The sequence below is a fragment of the Lutibacter sp. genome (genome assembly GCF_041596795.1).
Lineage (GTDB): Bacteria > Bacteroidota > Bacteroidia > Flavobacteriales > Flavobacteriaceae > Lutibacter.
Genome location: NZ_JBFHHX010000046.1, coordinates 1 through 21,907, shown reverse-complemented (window position 1 = coordinate 21,907; position 21,907 = coordinate 1). Strand labels below are relative to the sequence as shown.

The 21,907-nt window shown below is 29.6% G+C and carries 16 protein-coding genes and 1 pseudogene; 2 read left to right on the top strand and 15 right to left on the bottom strand.

The genetic code is table 11. The annotated features are described in order from the left end of the window. The 3 genes from ABY298_RS07465 to ABY298_RS07455 all read right to left on the bottom strand — a co-directional run. Nucleotides 1–1,808: ABC-F family ATP-binding cassette domain-containing protein (locus tag ABY298_RS07465; RefSeq protein WP_372745394.1), on the bottom strand; the 1,808-nt coding region annotated here is incomplete at its 3' end. A gap of 78 nt (nt 1,809–1,886) precedes the next feature. After that, nucleotides 1,887–4,154: an inorganic phosphate transporter gene (locus ABY298_RS07460; RefSeq protein WP_372745393.1), complete on the bottom strand. Its 2,268-nt coding sequence runs from the start codon at nt 4,152–4,154 to the stop codon at nt 1,887–1,889. 171 nt (nt 4,155–4,325) lie between these two features. Then, nucleotides 4,326–6,581 (bottom strand): inorganic phosphate transporter, encoded by a 2,256-nt coding sequence (locus ABY298_RS07455; RefSeq protein WP_372745392.1) that lies wholly within the window; start codon nt 6,579–6,581, stop codon nt 4,326–4,328. 421 nt (nt 6,582–7,002) lie between these two features. Here ABY298_RS07455 and ABY298_RS07450 point away from each other — a divergent pair, with 421 nt between their 5' ends. Then, nucleotides 7,003–8,751 carry a Na/Pi cotransporter family protein gene (locus tag ABY298_RS07450; protein ID WP_372745391.1) on the top strand — a complete coding sequence of 583 codons (1,749 nt, stop codon included), beginning with the start codon at nt 7,003–7,005 and terminating at the stop codon, nt 8,749–8,751. Between the two features lie 13 nt (nt 8,752–8,764). Here the strand turns inward: ABY298_RS07450 and phoU are convergent, their stop codons facing one another. From phoU to ABY298_RS07420, 6 genes are all read right to left on the bottom strand, one after another. Next, a complete protein-coding gene (gene phoU / locus ABY298_RS07445) occupies nt 8,765–9,427 on the bottom strand; it encodes a phosphate signaling complex protein PhoU (protein ID WP_372745390.1) in 663 nt (220 codons plus the stop codon). Nucleotides 9,428–9,440: 13 nt separating this feature from the next. Then, on the bottom strand, nt 9,441–10,259 hold the full coding sequence (gene pstB, locus ABY298_RS07440) for a phosphate ABC transporter ATP-binding protein PstB (protein ID WP_372745389.1): 819 nt from the start codon (nt 10,257–10,259) through the stop codon (nt 9,441–9,443). Nucleotides 10,260–10,261: 2 nt separating this feature from the next. After that, the gene (gene pstA, locus ABY298_RS07435) at nt 10,262–11,116 is read right to left on the bottom strand and encodes a phosphate ABC transporter permease PstA (RefSeq protein ID WP_372745388.1); all 855 of its coding nucleotides are present in this window, start codon (nt 11,114–11,116) and stop codon (nt 10,262–10,264) included. Next, nucleotides 11,109–11,987, bottom strand: a complete 879-nt coding sequence (gene pstC, locus ABY298_RS07430) for a phosphate ABC transporter permease subunit PstC (protein ID WP_372745387.1) — start codon at nt 11,985–11,987, stop codon at nt 11,109–11,111. The genes pstA and pstC overlap by 8 nt, the downstream gene beginning before the upstream one ends. A 64-nt stretch (nt 11,988–12,051) precedes the next feature. Next, nucleotides 12,052–13,002, bottom strand: coding sequence for a PstS family phosphate ABC transporter substrate-binding protein (locus tag ABY298_RS07425; protein WP_372745386.1), 951 nt, complete (start codon nt 13,000–13,002; stop codon nt 12,052–12,054). A gap of 122 nt (nt 13,003–13,124) precedes the next feature. Then, nucleotides 13,125–14,315: a porin gene (locus ABY298_RS07420; protein WP_372745385.1), complete on the bottom strand. Its 1,191-nt coding sequence runs from the start codon at nt 14,313–14,315 to the stop codon at nt 13,125–13,127. A 316-nt stretch (nt 14,316–14,631) separates the two neighbouring features. On the opposite strand from ABY298_RS07420, the gene ABY298_RS07415 reads away from it, so the two are divergent. Next, a complete protein-coding gene (locus ABY298_RS07415) occupies nt 14,632–14,979 on the top strand; it encodes a hypothetical protein (protein ID WP_372745384.1) in 348 nt (115 codons plus the stop codon). 85 nt (nt 14,980–15,064) lie between these two features. On the opposite strand, the gene ABY298_RS07410 is transcribed toward ABY298_RS07415, so the two are convergent. The 6 genes and pseudogenes from ABY298_RS07410 to ABY298_RS07385 form a co-directional block, all read right to left on the bottom strand. After that, nucleotides 15,065–15,583 (bottom strand): DUF3124 domain-containing protein, encoded by a 519-nt coding sequence (locus tag ABY298_RS07410; protein WP_372745383.1) that lies wholly within the window; start codon nt 15,581–15,583, stop codon nt 15,065–15,067. Between the two features lie 184 nt (nt 15,584–15,767). Next, nucleotides 15,768–16,928, bottom strand: a complete 1,161-nt coding sequence (locus ABY298_RS07405) for a hypothetical protein (protein ID WP_372745382.1) — start codon at nt 16,926–16,928, stop codon at nt 15,768–15,770. An 87-nt stretch (nt 16,929–17,015) separates the two neighbouring features. Continuing rightward, nucleotides 17,016–19,787, bottom strand: coding sequence for a TonB-dependent receptor domain-containing protein (locus tag ABY298_RS07400; protein ID WP_372745381.1), 2,772 nt, complete (start codon nt 19,785–19,787; stop codon nt 17,016–17,018). Between the two features lie 120 nt (nt 19,788–19,907). Next, nucleotides 19,908–20,291 (bottom strand): carboxypeptidase-like regulatory domain-containing protein, encoded by a 384-nt coding sequence (locus ABY298_RS07395; RefSeq protein ID WP_372745380.1) that lies wholly within the window; start codon nt 20,289–20,291, stop codon nt 19,908–19,910. 154 nt (nt 20,292–20,445) lie between these two features. Further along, entirely contained in the window at nt 20,446–21,588 is a 1,143-nt protein-coding gene (locus ABY298_RS07390; RefSeq protein ID WP_372745379.1) for a hypothetical protein, read from the bottom strand. A 9-nt stretch (nt 21,589–21,597) separates the two neighbouring features. Then, nucleotides 21,598–21,907, bottom strand: a pseudogene (locus ABY298_RS07385) (glutamine--tRNA ligase); the annotation flags it as partial.

The following is a 21,907-nucleotide window of genomic DNA, read 5'->3' as shown; positions in this document are numbered from 1 at the left end:
TTGGTTATTTCTTGTAGTTCTACAGATAATTTATTTATTGCTTCACCATCTAAAGAACCATCTAAAAATTTAGTTTCAATGGCTGTTTTTTGTTGTTGTAGTTTTTCTATATCACTTTCAATGGCATCAAATTCCATTTTCTCTTTGTAGGTAAGCTTTACTTTGGGTTCAGCTTTTATACGTGTATCTGTTGCTTTTTCAATAACAATAGGTTCTTCTTCCTTAGGTTTAGAATCTTCATACGCTCTAAAATCGGAATAATTACCAGGAAAATCTTCTACAACGCCATCACCTCTAAAAACAAATAAGTGATCTACAATTTTATCCATAAAATAACGGTCGTGAGATACCACTAATAAACATCCAGGGAAATCTAACAAAAAGCTCTCCAATACATTTAAGGTAATAATATCTAAATCGTTGGTTGGCTCATCTAATATTAAAAAATTAGGGTTTTGGATTAAAACGGTACATAAATACAAACGTTTACGTTCTCCTCCACTTAGTTTTTCAACAAAATCATATTGTCTTTTTCGGCTAAAAAGGAAGCGTTCTAATAGTTGTGCAGCTGAAATTTTTCTTCCTTTGGTAAGCGGAATATATTCACCAAACTCTTTAATTACTTCAATAACTTTTTGTCCTGGTTTAATTTCAATTCCATCTTGGGTATAATAGCCAAATTTTATGGTTTCGCCAATAACTACTTTTCCTGATTCTACAGGAATTTCACCAGTAATAATATTTAAAAAACTAGTTTTTCCAGTTCCGTTTTTTCCTATAATACCAATACGTTCGCCGCGTAAAAAGTTGTAATCAAATTTGTCTAAAATTTTTAAATCGCCAAACGTTTTTGAGATGTTGTGCAGTTCCAAAATTTTGGTTCCCATACGTTCCATATCAATTTCTAGCTGAATTTTATGGTCGTTTCTGCGTTTAGAAGCGGCTTCTTTAATTACGTAAAAATCGTCAATTCTACTTTTAGATTTTGTGGTACGTGCTTTTGGTTGGCGGCGCATCCATTCTAACTCTGTTTTAAATAAGTTTTTAGCTTTATCTACCGTAGCTTGTTCAATTTCTATACGTTCTTCTTTTTTAATTAAATAGTTAGAGTAGTTTCCTTTGTAAGTAAAAAATTCTTTGTTATCTAATTCTACAATTTCATTGCATACACGCTCTAAAAAAAAGCGGTCGTGCGTAACCATAAACAGTGTTATTTTTTCTTTTTCAAAATAACTTTCTAACCACTCAATCATTTCTAAATCTAAATGGTTTGTTGGCTCATCTAAAATTAATAAATCGGGTTTATGAATTAAAATTATGGCTAATGATAATCTTTTGCGTTGCCCACCAGAAAGTGAACCTACTTTTTGCTCTAAATCTTCTAATTTAAGTTTAAATAGAATTTGTTTGTATTGCGTTTCAAAATCCCAAGCGTTTAAGCGCTCCATTTTTTCAAAAGCTTGTTGGTATGCTTTTTCATCTTCTGGGTGTTTTAAAGCGTGTTCATAGGCTTCAATAGCCTTTAAAGCTTCGTTCTCAGAATCAAAAATGGATTCTTCAACAGTTAAATTGTTATTTAAATTATCTTCTTGTGATAAATACTCAATTTTTAATCCTTTACGGCTTACAATTTGTCCAGTATCTGGATTATCTAAACCGGCAATAATATTAAGCATAGATGTTTTTCCTGTGCCGTTTTTAGCAATAAATGCAATTTTTTGGTCTTTATTAATACCAAAGGAAATGTTACTAAAAAGTTCTAGTTCTCCAAATGATTTTGAAATGTTTTCAACAGAAAGATAATTCATCAATACTTATTTTTTGGCAAAGCTACATAAAAAAACCCGAGAAACGATTCTCGGGCTTTTAACAATTAAAAAGGATAATTAGCTTTTCTTTTTTTGAATTGCATATAATTCTAACAAACTCATTGTTGCTTTTATTAAATCTTCTGTTTCTAATAAAATACTAAAGTAAAGCGTTGTGTTTTTAGGACTAGATTCAGTTGTTCTAGTTCTTTCAACTTGTTTTTGAGCGCATTTTGAAACATCATTTAATAATTCTTTTTTCTCTTCAATTATAGCTCCAATTTTATCAAAGGAACGAGTTTCAAAAATTTCTCTCATTTTTCCAAATAAACGATTTAAATTTTCACTAATTCCCTTTAATTCTTTAGTTTGATTTACTTTTAATCCTTTGTGGTTATTATGTATATGTTTATGACTTACTTTTGATATAAACCCAACAGATTGTGCAATATCTTGTAAATCTCCAATTACATCAATATAAAAAGTACTTGCGCTAACCGATGATTCATCTAAATTTTTAATAAAATAGAAAATGTTATTTTGTAAATCATCAATTTCAGATTCTAATTTTCCAACGGTATTTTTGGCTTTTTTAAGTGTTGGTAGGTCTTGTTTAATTAATCCGTTTATAGTGTTTTCTTGAATTTTACTTACACGTTTTAATACTTTAGCAATATTATCTGCACTTTCTTCAATTACACCTTGTACCGATTTACTTTCAGATCTGTTTAAACTGTCTTCAGCTTTTATTTCTTTTGATTTTTTTAGATGACTTAATGAGTTTCTAATTAATAAAGCAACGGCAATTAATAATAAAATGGCAATCATAGTAGCGCCACCTAAATATATTAAATAGGCAGCTATTCCGGCTGCAATAAAAGCACTTATTGCAGTAAAAAACCATCCGCCAATTACATTTAAAACTCCTGCAACTCTGTACACAGCACTTTCACTACCCCAAGCTCTATCGGCTAATGAAGTACCCATAGCAACCATAAAAGTTACATAGGTTGTTGATAATGGTAATTTGTACGATGTTGCAATTGATATTAAAACACCTGCAACCATTAAATTTACTGCAGCACGCACTAAATCAAACGCAGGTAATTCGTGTTTTTTACCTTCTACTAATTTAATTACTGGCTTTTCAAATTGTTTTTCTATTTTTTCTTCAATTGAATTTGGGATAAGCGTTGTAATATATTTAGAAATTAAAATAGTACTACGTACTAAAACTCTTGATAAAAAGTTAGGTTCAAAACGCTCTTTTGTTTCACCTTGGCTAGATAAATCTAAAGAGGTTTTTACAACAGCTTTTGCTTTTGAAGAAAACCACAAAGTTACTACCATTACCATTCCGGCAATAAATAATAAAAAAGTAGGTGTTGGAACCTTTTCAGATAAAATTTTCATAGTAAATTCGTTTGCTGGGATTCCTGAAGCTACCCAAGCCTCGTAAGATTGCCAAGCAGCAATTGGTACTCCAATAAAATTTACCAAATCATTTCCTGCAAAAGCTAATGCCAAGGCAAAAGTTCCTACAATAATAATTATTTTATAAATATTAGTTTTAAAGAAAGCTATTAAAATATAAGCTAATGAAGACCAAACAATTAAGTTTGCCAAAATAATTGCAAAAACATAATGTTCTAAAAAATCTTTTATAGTTTCTCCTCCAATAAAATCGAAACTTTGTTTAGCATAATTTGTTCCTCCTATACCTTTCATTAAAATAAAGTACATTATAGAAGTTAGGGCAATTCCGCCAAAAACAGCGCCAATCCAATTTGGTTTTTTTTCAAAATTAAATGATAACAATAAACGCGATAAGTATTGAACTAAAGCTCCTATTGAAAACGCGACTAACACCGAGAGCAGAATACCAAAAATTATTTGAGTGGCTTTGTCTGTATTAATATAGGAAACCACATCTGTAAAACTTCCGTTATCAGCACCAATTTTAATTAATGCTACCGCAACAGCAGCACCTAATAACTCAAATACAATAGAAACTGTAGTTGAGGTTGGCATTCCTAAGGTATTAAAAAAGTCGAGTAATAAAATGTCGGTTATCATTACCGCCATAAAAATGATCATAATATCACTAAACATAAACATGCCAGGATTAAATATTCCTTTTCTAGCAACTTCCATCATTCCGCTTGAGAAAATAGCTCCACAAGCAATACCAATACTGGCAACAATCATAATTGTTTTAAAAGAAACTGCTTTTGATCCAATAGCAGAGTTTAAAAAGTTTACCGCATCATTACTAACTCCAACCACCAAATCTGCGATGGCTAAAATTCCTAATGCAACAATCATTAATAAATATAAATTATCCATTTTTTAGTTGATTTTTTATAATTTGGTAAAAATACTAAGTTATTTTCTTAAAACTATAGAATACTTTGTTTTTATTAAGATTTTCTTAATATGTAAAAAAGGAATCTAGTTGTTAGATTCCTTTTTAAGATTTTTTTTAAAGTTAGTATTTTAGAGTATTAATGTACTAAATTATAATTTGGTATATAATTCTAACAAATTAATTTTTGCTTTTAATAAATCTTCAATTTCTAATAAAATACTAAAGTATAATGTGGTGTTTTTTGGACTAGATTCGGTAGTTCTAGTACGTTCTACTTGTTTTTGTGTATATGCACCAACTTCAGAAAGTAAATTTTCTAATTCTTCTATTAAATAAGGAATTTGTTCAAAAGAATTTGATTCAAATACAGAACGTGTTTTAGTAAACATTCCATTTAATTTTAATTCAATTTCTTTTAATTCATTTGCCTGATTTTCTTTTAAAGCTTTATGATTGTTATGAATATGTTTATAACTTATTTTTGATATAAATCCAATAGATTGGGCAATGTCTTGCAATGTTTTAATAACATCAATATAAAAAGAACTAGCGCTTACAGAAGATTCATGTAAGTTTTTAATAAAGTAGAAAATGTTATTTTGAAGATCTTCAATTTCGGTTTCTAATTTACCAACATCATTTTTAGCTTTTTTTAATTTCTTTAAATCTTGTTTAACTAAACCTTCAATTGCGGCGCTTTGAATTTTATCAACACGTTTTAATACTTTTGAAATATTTTTTGCGCTTTCTTCAATAACTCCTTGTACCGAATCACTTTCGGCATTATCTAGGCTATCTTCAGCTTTTAATTCTTTAGATTTTTTTAAATAACTTATAGAGTTTCTAGCAATAATTAAAACAGAGATTAATAATAAAACTGCAATCATTACAGAACCACCAATATGTATTAGATATGCAACAGTTGCTGCTGCCACAAAAGCTATAATTGCTGTAAAAAACCATCCGCCAATTACATTCATAACACCGGCAACTCTGTAAACGGCACTTTCACTTCCCCAAGCTCTATCAGATAATGAAGTACCCATTGCAACCATAAATGTAACATAGGTTGTAGATAAAGGTAATTTGTACGATGTGGCTAGAGAAATTAATATACCAGCTACCATTAAATTTACTGCTGCTCTCACTAAATCGAATGCAGGTAGGTCTAAACTTTTTGCATGTTCTATATTAATTGCTGGTTTTTCAAATTGTTTTTCAATTCTTGCTTGTATAGATTTTGGCGTTTTAGCATTAAAATAGAAGCCTAAAGCTTTAGAACCTCTTACTAAAAGTCTAGACAAAAAGTTAGGTTCAAAACGCTCTTTAGAATTACCTTCTCGTGATAAATTTATTTCTGTTTGTGCTACGTATTTTGCTTTTTTTGAAAACCATAATGTTAAAACCATTACAAGTCCAGATATAAAAAGCAATAATGTTGGTGTAGGAACTTTATCAGCTAAAAAAGACATTCCAAATTCAGTTGCTGGAACTCCAGATCCAACCCAAGCTTGGTACGATTGCCAAGCAGCAATTGGTACTCCAATAAAATTTACCAAATCGTTACCAGCAAAAGCCAATGCTAAAGCAAATGTTCCAACAATAATTATAATTTTATAGATATTTACCTTAAAAAAGTTAATTAATACAAAAGAAATTAAGGACCATAAAATAAGGTTTATAGTAATAATTGGAATTGCATGAATTTCTAAAAATTCTTTAATGGTTTTACCTTCGGTTAATGCAAAACTAGCTTTGGCAAATCCTGTTCCACCAATTCCTTTTAAAAGAATAAAGTACACCATTGATGTTAAAGCAATTCCGCCAAATAAAGCGCCAACCCAAGCTGCCTTTTTTTGAAAATTAAACGACAGCAACAACCTTGCAATGTATTGCACTATTGCACCTACAGTAAATGAAATAATAACAGATAATAAAATACCTACAATTATTTCTGAGGCTTGTGAAGTGTTTATATAATTTACTACTTCAGAAAATCCACCGCCATCTGCATAAATTTTTACTAAAGCAATGGCTACGGCAGCACCTAACAATTCAAAAACAATAGATACTGTTGTTGAAGTTGGCATGCCAATAGTGTTAAAAAAATCTAGCAATAAAATATCTGTAATCATTACTGCCATAAAAATGACCATAATATCGGCAAACATAAACATGTCTGGGTTAAAAATTCCCTTTCTTGCAACCTCCATCATTCCGCTTGAAAAAATGGCGCCTAGGGCAATTCCAATGCTGGCAACTATCATAATTGTTCTCATAGAAACAACTTTAGATCCAACAGCAGAATTTAAAAAGTTTACTGCATCATTGCTTACTCCTACAACTAAATCGGCAACAGCCAAAACAGCTAGGGCAACAATCATTATTAAATAAATATTATCCATAAATTAGTTTTAATTTTCTTTAGCGTTTTACTATTAATTAAATGTAAAATCCGCTTGCTTTTATATTAGTTTTTGTCGGTGCAAAGAACCTATTACAATGTTAAGTTAATGTTAACAAAAGGTTATTTTATAACTTTAAATAAAAAAAGGCTACCAAGAAAATGGTAGCCTGAACATTTCAAAATCTTGTTGACAAAAACTAATAGACTTTATGAAATGAAGAAATTATTACAGTTAATAATTTTATTCAAAAATCTGTATTTAAAACCAGTTTTATGTCAAGTAAATATTAAGTAAATATTAAAATTTGGTTGAGTAATGCTTTTAATTCTCTTTTATTTCAATATTAAAAAATGTAAGTTTACTGTAATTAAATAAATGTATGATTCGAAAACTGCTATTTTTTGTTTTTTTAATAGTAATGGCTATTATATTATTTGTTAATCCAAATTTTAAAACCATTGCAGCGGGTGTTGCAATTTTATTATTTGGAATGATAATGTTAGAAGAAGGTTTTAAAGTATTCACAAAAGGGCCTTTGCAAACAATATTAAAAAATGCAACAGATAAACTTTATAAAAGTATTTCAGTTGGTGCTGTGGTTACAGCATTTATTCAATCTAGTTCATTAGTTTCAGTAATTACAATTTCATTTATTAGTGCCGGATTAATTGATTTAGCTGGCGGATTGGGCTTAATTTTTGGTGCAAACATTGGAACTACAGCAACAGCTTGGTTAGTTGCAGCTTTTGGATTAAAGTTTAAAATATCGGCATTGGCTTTACCAATGTTGGTTTTTGGAATTATCTTTTCTTTTCAAAAAAATGTTTCGTTTAAAGGAATTGGAAATGTGCTTGCCGGATTGGGATTCTTCTTTTTAGGTATTCATTACATGAAAGAAGGTTTTGATGTTTTTAAAGATTATATAGATTTAACTCAATATGCTATTTCAGGTTTTTTAGGTGTAATTGTTTATGCCGGTTTAGGTGTAATTGTAACTACTATATTACAATCTAGCAGTGCAACTTTAGCGTTAATTTTAACGGCTTTGGCAGCTGGGCAAATTGAATATGAAAATGCATTGGCACTGGCTATTGGAGCAAATGTTGGTACAACTATAACGGCGGTTTTAGGCTCTTTAAGCTCTAATGTTGCAGGAAAACGTTTAGCAGGGGCGCATTTAATTTTTAATGTAATTACGGGTGTTGTAGCTCTTATTTTTATTTTTCCATTAGCAAAACTAGTGAACTTTTTTACAGATGTAGTTGGAATTTCACAAACGGATTACGTTTTAAAATTAGCTATGTTTCATACGTTTTTTAATGTATTAGGTGTTTTAATTATGATTCCTTTTATTAATAAATTAGAACAATTATTACTAAAAATTATAAAAGAGAAAAAAGATAAAGATATTGATGAGCCAAAGTTTTTAAACGAAGCAGTTCTGCAATTTCCTGGATCTACAATTACAGCATTATTAAACGAATCTAAGTATTTATATAAAAATGCGGTGTTTGAAATTGTTACTCACGGATTAAATATTCATAGAGATGATATTATATCTGGTGAAAAAATTAAAAAAATAATTGAAAAATCTACCAAAGATTTACAAATAAACATTGATGATATTTATCTAAAAAAAGTTAAAAGTATTTATGGTGAAATTATTAGGTATGCTGCAACTGCTCAAAACGATTTAAAATTAAATAGAAAACAGAATAACATTATTACAGAAATAAAAATTGCTAACAGAAAAATGGTGGAAATTATTAAAGATGTAAAAGATCTAAATAAAAATGTAACTCTATCTTTAAATTCAGAGAATAAATATCTATCAAAAGAATACGATGATTTTAGAAAAAAACTAACTAAAGTTTTACGCGTAATTCATTTGTTTCAAACAGAAGAGAATCCTGAAAAATACGCAGCTAAATTGACAAATTTAAAGAAGGAAGCAAAAGAAAATATTAAGCATAGCAATAAATCTATTGATAAATTAATTAGAAAAGATTTAATAACTGTTGAAATGGCATCATCACTTTTTAACGATTACTCTAACGTAAATGATATTATAAAAAAACTAATTGAAGTTGCCGAATTATTGTATAGTTCTAATGATCCTTTATTTGAAAATGGAAATTTTATTGATGAAAAAAAGAGCGCTTTTTAGCGCTCTTTAAATATTATTTTTTCTTTTTGTGTTTTAGAATTTTAGCATCAATATAGTAAATGATACTTTCAGAAATATTTTTTAGTAAATCACCTATTTTTTCATACTTTTTCATCACCACTAAAGCCATTAAATATTGTTTTACCAAAGCTGGGTTTTTAACAACTTCCTCCTCAACAATTTTAAACGTATTAGCGTTAATTTGGTTTATTACTTTATCTTTTTTAAAAACTTTTCTTGCCGCTTTTAAATTTTCTTCAGTATATGCGGTTACAATATCTTTAAACATGCTTTCTAAGGTTTCAAACATGACTTTGAATTGTAATTTTTCAACTAATTCAGGCGCTAATTTTTGATTTAAATCAATGGTATGATTTGATATATCAAATGCTTGATCTCCAATGCGTTCTAAATTATAATTTATTTTTAATAAAGCTAAAGCAAAACGTAAATCTGTTGCCACCGGATTGTTTAAAGCAATAAAATGATCTGTATCTCTTTCAATTTTTAAATCTAAAGCATTTATTCTATTTTCTTTTAATATTACTTCTTCTGCAATATCGGTATCAAAAGTTATAAATGCTTCAAAAGATTGCTCTACTTGGCTTTGACATAAGCTTAGCATTTCTTCTCCTATTTTACTTAAAGCAACTCTTTGTTCTTCAATATTTATCATAATTCAATATTTTTTAACCAAATCTACCTGTAATATAGTTTTCGGTTTGTTTGTTAGATGGGTTTGTAAATATCTTCTTGGTTTTATCAAATTCTATTAATTCACCCAAATAAAAGAAAGCCGTAAAATCACTAATTCTTGAAGCTTGTTGCATATTATGTGTTACAATAATTATGGTATATTCCTCTTTTAAATGATGAATTAGTTCCTCTATTTTTGCTGTTGAAATTGGATCTAATGCCGATGTTGGTTCATCCATTAATAAAATTGATGGTTGTACAGCTAAGGTTCTGGCAATACATAAACGTTGTTGTTGACCACCTGATAAGGCAAGTGCAGATTTTTTTAAATTATCTTTCACTTCTTCCCATAAATCAGCTTGTTTTAACGCTTTTTCTACACGGTCATTAATAAACTTTTTATCTTTTATTCCTTGAATTTTTAAGCCGTAAGCTACATTTTCAAAAATTGATTTTGGAAAAGGGTTTGGTTTTTGAAATACCATTCCAATTTCTTTACGTAACTCTTCAACATTTATTTTATTCTTATAAATATTTTTACCATCAATTTTAATTTTACCTTCCATTCTAAATCCTTCCACATAATCATTCATTCGGTTAAATAATCGAAGAAATGTTGATTTACCACAACCCGATGGACCAATAAAAGCAGTAACAGTATTTGGTTTAATACTCATATCAATACCTTTTATAGCATTAAAATCATCATACCAAACTTTTACATCTTTTGCTTCAATTCTTGAACCATTGTTGGATGTATTTTCCTCATCATCTTGAGAAAATTTTATCTTTTTTGTTTTTACTTTATCCATATTTATTTTAATCTCTTTTGCCACTTATTTCTAAAATAAACAGCTATACCATTCATTATAAAGGTAATTAATAATAAAATTATAATTGCTGCAGCGGCGTTTTCTATAAAACCATGTTGCGGACGAGATATCCAGTTAAATATTTGAATTGGAAGTACTGAAAATTCATCCATAGGACTTGCTGGCGCAAAAGGAACATAAGCTAAGGCTCCAACAACAATAAGTGGAGCTGTTTCTCCTACAGCTCTTGACAATGCTAAAATTACACCTGTTAATATTCCACCACCAGAGGCTGGTAATACTTGGTTCCAAATTGTTTGCCATTTAGAAGCTCCTAAAGCATAGGAAGCATCTCTAATAGAAGAAGGAACTGCTTTAACGGCTTCTCTTGTTGCAACAATTATAATTGGTAAAATTAATAATGATAAGGTTAAAGCTCCTGCCAAAACGCTTGCTCCTAAATTCATAATTCTAACAAAAACCTCTAATCCTAATAAACCGTATATAATAGATGGTACACCTGCTAAATTGGAAATATTTATTTCTAATATTGCCGACAACCTATTTTTTTTACTGTATTCTTCTAAATATACACCAGCAGCTACTCCAATTGGAAAAGCAATAATTGTTGTTAATATTAAAATCCAAATACTGCCCATTAAGGCTGTATAAATTCCTGATTTTTCAGCTTTTCTAGATGGTAAATCAGTAATAAAACTCCAATCTATTCTACTAATTCCATCAATTAAAATATCACCAATAAATACTACTAGTAAAACTAACCCTATTAATGTACAAGCTATTCCCCAAATTTTGAATAGCTGATCTTTCAACCTATTTTTTTGAATGCTATTCATATTTTTCCTGATATTTTTTTCTGATGCTATAACTTAGTGTATTTAGTAAAAATGTAAATACAAACAATGTAATTCCCGCTGCAAATATGGTTCTATATTCTATGGAGCCGTGTTGAACATCTCCTAAACTTACTTGCACAATGTATGCGGTAATAGTTTCTACCGGTACAGTTGGATCAAAAGTTAAGCGCGGTTGTTGTCCGGCTGCAATTGCAACAATCATTGTTTCTCCAATAGCTCTTGAAATAGCTAAAATAATTGAAACTATTATACCTGATGATGCAGCTGGTACCACTACTTTAAATGCCGTTTGTAATTTGGTTGCTCCCATTCCATACGATGCTTCTCGTAATGCTTTTGGAACAGCGTGTAGTGCGTCTTCACTAATGGAAGATACAAAAGGAATAATCATAATTCCCATTACAATACCAGCAGATAGTGAGTTAAAACCTGAAAGACTTGGTATAAATTGTTGTAAAAAAGGTGTTACAACTATTAAAGCGAAAAAGCCATATACAACTGTTGGTACAGCAGCTAAAAGCTCTAGCAATGGTTTTATTGTTTTTCTAAAACTTTTAGGAGCATATTCACTTAAGTAAATACTAATTGTTAAGCCAATTGGCAAAGCAACTGATATGGCAATAAATGACGTAAGTAATGTTCCTGAAAGCAGTGGTAATATACCGTAATGTTTATTGGTAAATAGGGGAGTCCATTGCGTATCTGTAAAAAAATCTAAGATTGATACTTCATTAAAAAAACTAACGGCCTCAATGGCAAGCACCAAAATTATTCCAACAGTAACAGCAATAGTAATTAATGCACTTGCCAAAAGTGATTTTTCTATTACAAGTTCTTTAATTTTACGCATTAAATTATTTTTAAAACACCATTAAAAGATGTTAATTTCTTATAATGGTGTTATTTCTTTTTTATTATTTGTTTTGCTCAACAAAAGCTTTAAAACTTTCTTTTTGTTTGGCATATAATTCAGCTGGTAATGGTATGTATCCAACATCTTCTGCTAACTCACCTGCATTATCAATATAAAAGTTAACAAATTCAACTACTTCTGGGTGTTTAACAGAAGTACTATTTACATATACAAATAAAGGTCTGGATAAAGGACTGTAGGTTCCGTTACTAACTGTTTCTAACGTTGGTTTTACAACGGCTTCACCATTATTTACACCAATTAGAGTTAATTTATCTTTATTTTCTTGGTAATAAGCCAATCCAAAGAATCCTAAAGAATATTTGTCTCCTGCAATACCTTGAACTAATACGTGATCGTCTTCACTAGCGGTAAAATCACCTCTACTTGAACCACTTTTTCCTACAATAGCTTCTGTAAAATAGTCATATGTTCCTGATGCAACACCTGGTCCAAATAAATGGATTTCTTCATTTGGCCATTCTGGTCGAATTTGGTTCCATTTCATAATTTTTCCTTGTGCAGCTGGTTCCCATATCATTTTTAATTCTTCAACAGTAAAGTTATCAACCCAAGTGTTTTCAGGATTTACTAAAACGGCTAAACCATCATAAGCAACTTCTAATTCTAAATAAGTGATGTTATTTTGGTTACAAGCTTCAATTTCTTTATCTTTTATTGGACGAGATGCGTTTGAAAGGTTTGTTTCTCCTCTAGAGAATTTTTGAAAACCACCACCAGTTCCGGAAACACCAATTGTAACTTTTACATCTGGTTGTACTGCTCTAAACTCTTCTGCTACAGCTTCTGTTACAGGAAACACGGTACTTGATCCATCTATACTAATTGTTCCTGATAGTTTTGCGCCATCTGCATTTTCTTGTTTTTCTTTTTTATTTCCACAAGCTCCTAATACTAAAGCTACGGTTAAAATAAATACTAATTTTTTCATTTTTATTTTCTTTTAATTTGTTTTGCAAAGGAATAACCTCATTGTTAAGTATTGGTTAATTGAAAATTAATTGTTTAAAATAAATTAACTATAATTTAAATTCAGTTGTAAAAAATATTTTTTTAGAAATGGATATCAAATTGTAATCTATACATCCAATTGTTGTTGGCACCGTCACTTTGTAGTAAACTTATATCAGTTTGTATTTTTAGTTTGTGGCCAACAATATATTTTGATAATCCCATAGTGTATTGATTTTCAGCTTCTTTTCCTGTGATGTTTTTATCCCAATCTATATTAGTATAACGTCCAGACAATTCCCAATCACTATTAAATAAGTATCCTGCTTGTAAATTAAGACCCTTTCCCACTTGAACTTCATCACCAGTTAAGGAACCATCAGAATTTTTTGCGATAGGATCATCAGCATCTCTATTTGCAAATTCACCCATTAATGAAAATCCATTATGTTTAAACATAAAATCTACAAATAATGTGTTGATGTTGGTTTGATAAAAACCATCGTCAGTTATCATATAAGACCCTTGGTTACTTTTATTTTTTACAGCATTATTATTATAATCATAAGTAACTCCAATAGCCAATTTTGGTTTCTCTTCTCTTTTTTGATCAGACCCGCTATAATCACCGTCTCCTGAAAAATTCCCTAAAGGCAGTATTTCTAATCTACTTGTGTATTGATGTCCACCAAGATTTCCTGTAGTAACATTACGACCTTCACCTTGTGAAATTGAAAATACTTCTTTAACAACAAAATTATTTGATAAGTTCCAATGATGTCTAAGTTGCAAACCTAAATCGCGATCTATATTAAAACCACTGTTTAAAAGAGAACGATCAACTTGTTGTAGGTTTCCTGAAGATATAACACGCTCTCTATTTCCTGGTAGTTTAGTTTGACCAAACCATAATTCTAAATTTTTGGCAAAATTATATTTTATAACAGCGTCTAAAATATATCCAGGAGAGTTACTTGTGTATACTGAAGCACCTGAAATATCTCTATTAGATAGACCTAATTCTAGCTTATATTTAAGTTTAGGAGAAAAGGCAAACCCTCCAAATTTTAATCGTGCTCGCCTAACTAAAAAGTTAGTTTCAGGATTTGTTCCATCTTCAAAATTGGCAGTGGTTAAAAATTGCATTCGAGCAGCAACATTCATTGTCCAAGTGCTATCTTTTCCAACTAAATTAAAAAGTCCTTTTCCAAATGTTGGTGCATTTGTTTCTTGAGCAATAGTTACTAATGAGAACGTTAGTAATACTATTATAAGTGATAATTTAAGCTTCATATAATTATTAGTTTTTGTCGTTGCAAAGAACAATACCTGATGTTAAGATAAAGTTAAATTGAGGTTATTTTAATAATAAAAATACAATTTGTTTTTCATTTTTTAATCTAAAAACAGAATTTTCTAAATATTTATTTTGAATATCCAAATTTTGGAGGGAAATCTAAGTGGTTTTTAAACATCAGAAAAACAGGCTATTAAGGTTGTTTTTAAAAAACTTAATGTAAAGATAACGTTAATAAATTCTTAATATAAAGTAAAGAAAGTAACTTTGATATGAAGTTAAAATAAACTATTAATTTAAATAATAAACAATATGAAAGCATTTCTAAATATAATATTAATGTTGTTTTGTGTAGCAGCATTTTCACAAGAGCAAAAAGTAGAATATACAAAAGTTGATAACAATTTAACGAAGGCAACATATTATTTTACTGATAACAGTGATGTAATTGAAAGAGAAGGTTTTTTTAATAAAAACGAAAAATTACACGGAATGTGGGTGAGTTATAATGTTGAGGGAGAAAAAACGTCTATTGCATATTACAATAATGGAAAGAAAGATGGTGTTTGGTCTTATTTTAAAGAAGGTAAAGTTAGTTTGGTTACATATGATAATAATAAAATTATAAGTGTAGTGGAAAAAATTGTGGCAGTAAATTAGGTTTAATTAAAATTCCTAAATAGCGTCTAACTTTTTGGGGTATCTTCAATTTTTTACAGGATTTTGTTTTAGCTGCTATGTATAGTTATTTGTAATTTGTTATTTTTTTACCAGTAGTTGTAAATGACAAACCTTGTTGCCCAGACGTGGAAATCATAACACCTTCAAAAAAAGGTTCATTTGAAGTTTTGTTTATAGCCCAATCGAATATAAAATTGGCTCCTGTGCCACCTTGCTTATCAGTTTCGTCAATTACAATTTCAACTGTTTCCATTGGTTTTATAAATATTGGCTTACTAAAATAAGTACGTATTAAGTTTCCTTTAGTATCGTAATAGGAACCATTATTAATAAAAATAGTATCGTGTAAATTGGTGTTTCTCATACTTACAGTTACAGTTAAGTTATGCTTTCTATGTTCAGTAGTACTGTAAATTTGGGAATAAACAGATAAGTATGATTTACCTATTTTTAAAGAATCACTTAGCTTTTTATTAACAGTTCTTTTCTCCCAATTTATAGGTGCAATAGAACTAATTCCCTTGCTATTTTCACAAGAAATAAAAATGATACTAATACATAAAAACAAGGTAAATTTTCTCATTGATTGTTTATAAAAAATATAATGATGAAGTTCAAATTTAATGATTTTTTTTTAGAATGTTAAAAGTTAATACGATTTGATTTTATTAGGGAATTTGTAAAGAAATTACACTTAATTATGAGTAGCTTATAGAAACAAAAAAGCCAGTGCAATGCACTGGCTTTTTTGTTAAGTATAATGTTAATTAAAATTTAGCCCAACCAGCTGCCCAACTTGGTGCATCAGATTTATTACCCGCTCCAGTTGCAGTAGTTACTTGAGTTACAAAAGTTGTAGCTCCCGTATAATCTGTTAAATTAAAATCAGTTGTACTATTTACAAATTGCACATTTGTCATTACTAATTTTCCATCTGTAATTCGAGTAACTGCAGGTGTATCCGTACTTTTTACTTTTACTCCTAAGTTTACACCATCAACATAAAAATTATCTACTGTAAAGTTTCCTCCACCTTCTTTAAAGTATAATGCTCCTTCTGTAACTGGGCCAACTACAGTAATATTTTTTAGTGTAGCAACGGTTACAGGTGTAGCATCTCCATTGTCACCATTATTAGAACCTTCAATACCTGCTTTTGCTGCTCCGGTAATGTACCAATTTTCACCTGTTCCTGCCCAACCATCAGCAAAATCAATACCATCATCTTGACTATTTGTTGATATTAAGTATTTTCCATTTACTGTTCCACCAAAAAATTCAATTCCATCATCACTACCTTCATAAGATTGTACGTACTCCACAACAGTTCCTGAACCAACACCAAAAAGTGATAAACCATTAAATTCTTTATCAGGTGTAAAATTAGCTCCAGTATATTCTAAACGTAAATATCTTATTGAACCAGAATTATCGTTTGAAACTGTTCCACCATAAGTTAAATCGGCTACTTCAGAAGTTGCGGTTGCTCCTACATTTGTTGGTGCTTTACCACAAACCACTAAACCTCCCCAGTTTGCTGGAGCAGGAGAATCGGCACCTGATGTCATAACTACTGGGTTGTCAGCAGTTCCGTTAACATAAATTTTTCCTCCTTGCGCAACTGCAATATAAGCTGCAGTACCTCCTGTTGCTTTAATTACGGTTCCTGCAGGGATTGTTAACGATCCGCCATCTTTAATTACATAAGCTCCGGTAAGTTGGTAAACCAAGCTTGCATCAAGGGTTACATTTTCGGTAATATTACCTTCTAAGGTTGTGTTTGCCGCGCAAGGTTCACAAGACGAACCTCCACAATCAATACCGGTTTCATCACCATTCTGAATTCCATCGCCACAAGTTACTATTGAGTTGTCATCATCATCGCCTCCACAAGAAATTACGAAAGCTGTACTGACTACTAGGATCATTAGTGTTAAAATTTGTTTTTTCATCATTTTTGTTTTAATTGATTTGTAAAATTTAATTGTTGTTTATTTTAATTATGTTTTTTTGTATTAAAATGTATATGAAAGTGATAGTTTTAAATTGATTCCTTTTTTAAATGAAGAAACTATTACGTTTTGAGTTTCTTGAACTCTTTCTATTGTTGGGTTTAAAATATTTTTTGCAGAAATATTTAATCCTAGTTTTTCACTTAGTTTTGATTTTAAAATAAAGTCTAGTGAACCAGAACCTTGATCTACCAAGTTTCCTTTTCCTTCGGTTCCTAAAGCAAATATTCTGTCAGAAAAATAATTATATGCAATTGTTGCTTGTAAGCTTTTTTGATTGTTAAATTCTCTTTCAAAGCTGATATCTGCGTTTAAAAGAAGGTCTGATGCACCAGATAATTTATCTTCCGTATTTGTAAAATCTACACTAATTCCATATCCAGCAGCAGAAGTTTCATTTATAACTTTTTCTTTATCCAACTGTTGGTTGGTGTACATATACGATGAATTAAAACCTGCAGTTAGTTTTGTATTGTTATTTAAAAGGGTTTTTCTAATTTCAAACTCAGCACCCACAACAGTTGCAATATCTCCGGAGTTTACATAACTAATATCATTAGAAGCAGAGTTTATAACCACTTCATTTATTGGGTTTTGTATAGTTTTTCCAAAAACACCTAAAGCAATAATTTCATTGGATTTTGGAAAATATTCCCATTTAACATCAGCGTTGTAATCTGTAGATGCATATAAATTTGGATTTCCTACAGAAGATTGAGTTGCACCAACAAATTGAAATAAAGCACGTTCAATATATTGAGGTAAGGTATACGATTTACTCGCAGCAAATTTTAAATTTTGTTGCTCATTTACTTCGTATTTTAGAGAAATCATTGGTAAAATTTCCAATTCATCTAGTTTACTTGAACCTGATGATAAAGAAGTATCCCAATTTATGGTTTGATTTATTTGCTCGGCTCTTGTACCTGCTACAGCTGTTAGTTTTGGAGATATAATATATTCAACCGAAATGTATCCTGCGTGAATATCTTGAGGACCTCCAAATGTTTGTGGACTTAGAGCATTTGCCTGACTTACATTTCCTCTAAAAGTTTCAATACTGAATAAATTGGCATTTAAGTTAGCTTGATTAAAATAAGCATCTAAATTGTAAATATTTTCAACAAAGGGCTGGTCAACTCTTGTATTAATTCGTAAGTTAAATTGTGTTGCTTTAAAATCAACTGTTTTAAATCTGCCGCTATAACCTACAGTTAATTTTCCTTTATATTCATCGGTTTCATTTTTACCAAATTTATATATAGTTGAAAAATTGGCGGCAATTTCTTCTTCTTCTAAATCTTGATAAAATCGATGATTATCGGAAGCATTATTTGTTTGTTGAAATGATTTTGGGCCTTCTGGATTGTCCCAATTATCAGGTGTTAAAATATTTTGCCTACGGTTTGGCACAGCATTTTTAACAAAATTGTAAGATGCTCCCCAGTTTACATCAAAAGCATCGTTTATTGTATGTTCACCTAAAAGTTGATGTACAATAAGTTCGGTTCTTTCAAAAGTTGCTCTTTGTAAAAAAGCTCCGCCTTCTGGAGCGTAATCAAAAATATCAACAGTTCCATAATATTCATCTTGCTTTTGACTTGTGGAGTTTATATATAAACCGTTATATTTTAGTGATTGATTTTTATGTGTAGCGCCAATATTACTCATTAACGTAGTATTGGTGTTATAAGCGTAACTTGTAAAATCGTAATCTTTTCTGGCTACACCATTTACATTTACAGATCCACGAGAAACGCCTTGTTTATAAGAATATCCGTTATCAAAAGATCCAACAGCAAATATATTTACTCTTGTATCTTGGCCAATATTAAAACTTTCACCACCTTTTATAGAAACGCTTCCATTAATTGGTGAATTTGCCTTTTCTCTGTCCCAACTTGTAGTGAAATTATAATTACTTAGTGGGTAGTTTGGATAGGATTTTGTATAGAATCCTGAATAATTTGGACCGTCATTTAGGTAAAAGTTACTTTGTGAAATAGCTTCAGAATTGGCGCCAGTACCAACACCAATTTCTAAAAACCCTGTTCCTTTGTAATTTTTTGAAGCTATATTAACGTTGGCACCTGCAAAATCTCCATAATTTTTTACTGCATACGTTTTATCAATCCCAATAAATTCAACAATATCTGTTGAGAAAATACCTAAATCTATATTCTTTTTTGATGGATTGTTTGACGGTAATGGTAATCCGTTTAAAGTTGTAATATTATATCTATCGCCAAGTCCACGAACAAAAACGTTGCCCGATCCTTCTTCTTTTGATATACCAGTTGTTTTTGTTAAAGCTGCAGCTACATCGCTAACACCTTTTCTGTTTAATTCTTCGGCACCAATTTTTTGTTCAATACTTGTTGCTTTACGTTGTTCTGTTAATAATGCACTTTCAGATTCTTTACTAACACTTCCTGTAATTTGTATTTCGTTTAAAGACACGCCTTCACTGGCGCTCAATAGTTGGTTTACTATGGTGTTTTCACCTTTTTTAATTTGTATTTTTGGAATTTCAATTGTTTTATACCCTATAAAACTAAATACTAACGTGTAAATTCCAGCATCGGCTTTAAGTTCATATTTTCCATCAAAATCAGTAGTGGTTCCTATTGAAGTACCTTTAATAAATACGTTTGCAAAAGGTAAGGCTGCGTTTTCAAATTCTTTGTCTAATACTATTCCACTTACCGTTCCTTTATTTTGACTATATAGCAATACGCTAAAAAGTAAAAATATACCTGTAATTGTCTTGTTCATTTTTGTCTTAAAATTTCTTGAGACAAAGGAACAAGCGTTAAGTAAAAGAAAGGTTATGCTGTTATTATGAAAACTTAATAAAAGTGTTAACTAAATGTTAGCGCAAATTTAAGTGCAATTTTATTGTAAACTTGCTATTGAAATTGAAGAAGCAACTTTTAATACAGGTAATGATTGCTTAATGTTGGTTGTATTATTAGGAGTAACTTTAACATTGTTTATCTCAATTGTTTTATAGCCTATAAAGCGCACTTCTAAATTGTAAATACCTGGTTTTAAGGATATTTTAAAAGTTCCATCCATTGCAGTTTCGGTTTTAGACTCAGAATTTTTTACAATAATTTCAGCAAAAACCAATGGCTCGTTATTGTTATCTTCATCTAAAATTAGCCCTTTTAGTATGCCATTTTGATTGGCTTTAGCAAAAAAGGAATCTACCTTAAAAGATTGGCCGTAAAATGTTAAACTAAAGAAAAATACAAATAACAATACTAAAAGTCTCATAAATATAGCTGGTTTTAATGAAGACTAATTAAAGAACTCTATGTTATTTAAAGGTAAATTTAAAATTATTTTTACTTCAACAAAATAACTTTCACTAATAGTAAGTAACGGATAAAAGGATGTTATTTAATGAATAATATTTAATTGTAATGATTTATTTTTTTGAATATATAAATTTTGAATTATCTACTAAAAAAGCAATTTTATATATTATAAAAGGAGTAATAAGATTAAAATAACTTATATCAAATAAATGATTATTAATTATTTTTGAGAATCCGTAAGTATAAAAAACCATTGAAAAAGAAAGAAGAACGGTTAATGATAAAAGTAAAACACTGAAATCTATAATTTGTTTCGATTTTTTTATTTTTAATGAAAAATAAAGCGGAAATAATATTAGTATAAAGCTTAAGTATATGGGGAATTGACTACTTTTTTTCTGTAAATTAAAAGGGTTATAATTAATAAACGTTTCAATGTTAGGGCAGTTTCTAAATATTAAAAAACTTAATATTAAAATTATTATTAAACCCGTAGAAATAAACTTAACCTTAGTTTTTAGTGATACATTTATAAAATTTTTAAACAATAAAATTGATAAAGGGATTATAGCAACTAATCTTGTATACAGCAGAAAGCCAGAGATTAATCCTAATAAATAAGGTTTTGTAAAATCTATCTTTTTCATTTCTGAGTATAGAATAAAACCTAAAATAATGATGAAATTAGTCATCAAATCACTTTTAGCGTAAATTTCCCACCAATAAAATATCGAGAGAGTTAAAAGTAAAATACCAACTAATTTTGCTTTTGGATTTTTAAGCGTTTTAAATAAAATAAATGAATAAAGTAAAAAACTAAAAGATTGTAAAAACCCCACATTACCTAATACATAAAAAGGAAATCCTATAAAAAAAATAGAGGGCAGATTAGAACTACCCTTTCCAAGATGTGTTTGTGCTGTGTATGGATACTCATTATTGAGCAGAGCTTTAATAGAATTACTCATTGCGGACCATCTATCTACATTTAAATTTTCCCCATCTACAGATATATTGACATATACAGTAACACAAAAAAATAAAAAAACTATACTACCAAATATTAAATTTATAGCAGTATTAGAAAGTTTAATTTTTATAACACTGTAAAAAATTGAAAATAAAAACAGATTATAGCCAAAAATAAGTCCATAAATATTAATAATATCTAGTCTGCTCCCATATTTATATAGAAAAAGGTTGTTGATAAATACAAACAATATTAGTGTGTAAAAATCTAATATTTTTATCATTTTAAAAATCTACTCTCCCATTTTTGCCCAACTATCTCTTAGTGGTACAGTTCTATTAAAAACTAATTTATCAGTAGTACTATCTTTATCAACACAAAAATACCCTAAACGTTGAAACTGAAATCTATCCAAAACATTTGCCGTTTTTAAACTAGGCTCCACATAAGCTTCAATAATGTTTAAAGAATCCGGATTTAAAAATTCTTTAAAATCTTTGTCTTTGTAACTATCCGGTGCTTCATCAGTAAACAATCTATCGTAAACTCTAACTTCACTTTTTAAAGCGTGTTTTATAGAAACCCAATGTAAGGTTCCTTTT

Bases quoted from the DNA above. Each gene is read 5' to 3' on its own strand.
- ABY298_RS07390 (WP_372745379.1), bottom strand. From the start codon at position 21,588: ATGATAAAAATATTAGATTTTTACACACTAATATTGTTTGTATTTATC.
- ABY298_RS07400 (WP_372745381.1), bottom strand. From the start codon at position 19,787: ATGAACAAGACAATTACAGGTATATTTTTACTTTTTAGCGTATTGCTA.
- ABY298_RS07395 (WP_372745380.1), bottom strand. From the start codon at position 20,291: ATGAGACTTTTAGTATTGTTATTTGTATTTTTCTTTAGTTTAACATTT.
- ABY298_RS07405 (WP_372745382.1), bottom strand. From the start codon at position 16,928: ATGATCCTAGTAGTCAGTACAGCTTTCGTAATTTCTTGTGGAGGCGAT.
- pstB (WP_372745389.1), bottom strand. From the start codon at position 10,259: ATGGATAAAGTAAAAACAAAAAAGATAAAATTTTCTCAAGATGATGAG.
- ABY298_RS07460 (WP_372745393.1), bottom strand. From the start codon at position 4,154: ATGGATAATTTATATTTATTAATGATTGTTGCATTAGGAATTTTAGCC.
- pstC (WP_372745387.1), bottom strand. From the start codon at position 11,987: ATGCGTAAAATTAAAGAACTTGTAATAGAAAAATCACTTTTGGCAAGT.
- ABY298_RS07415 (WP_372745384.1), top strand. From the start codon at position 14,632: ATGAAAGCATTTCTAAATATAATATTAATGTTGTTTTGTGTAGCAGCA.
- ABY298_RS07420 (WP_372745385.1), bottom strand. From the start codon at position 14,315: ATGAAGCTTAAATTATCACTTATAATAGTATTACTAACGTTCTCATTA.
- ABY298_RS07455 (WP_372745392.1), bottom strand. From the start codon at position 6,581: ATGGATAATATTTATTTAATAATGATTGTTGCCCTAGCTGTTTTGGCT.
- phoU (WP_372745390.1), bottom strand. From the start codon at position 9,427: ATGATAAATATTGAAGAACAAAGAGTTGCTTTAAGTAAAATAGGAGAA.
- ABY298_RS07410 (WP_372745383.1), bottom strand. From the start codon at position 15,583: ATGAGAAAATTTACCTTGTTTTTATGTATTAGTATCATTTTTATTTCT.
- ABY298_RS07425 (WP_372745386.1), bottom strand. From the start codon at position 13,002: ATGAAAAAATTAGTATTTATTTTAACCGTAGCTTTAGTATTAGGAGCT.
- ABY298_RS07450 (WP_372745391.1), top strand. From the start codon at position 7,003: ATGGCTATTATATTATTTGTTAATCCAAATTTTAAAACCATTGCAGCG.
- pstA (WP_372745388.1), bottom strand. From the start codon at position 11,116: ATGAATAGCATTCAAAAAAATAGGTTGAAAGATCAGCTATTCAAAATT.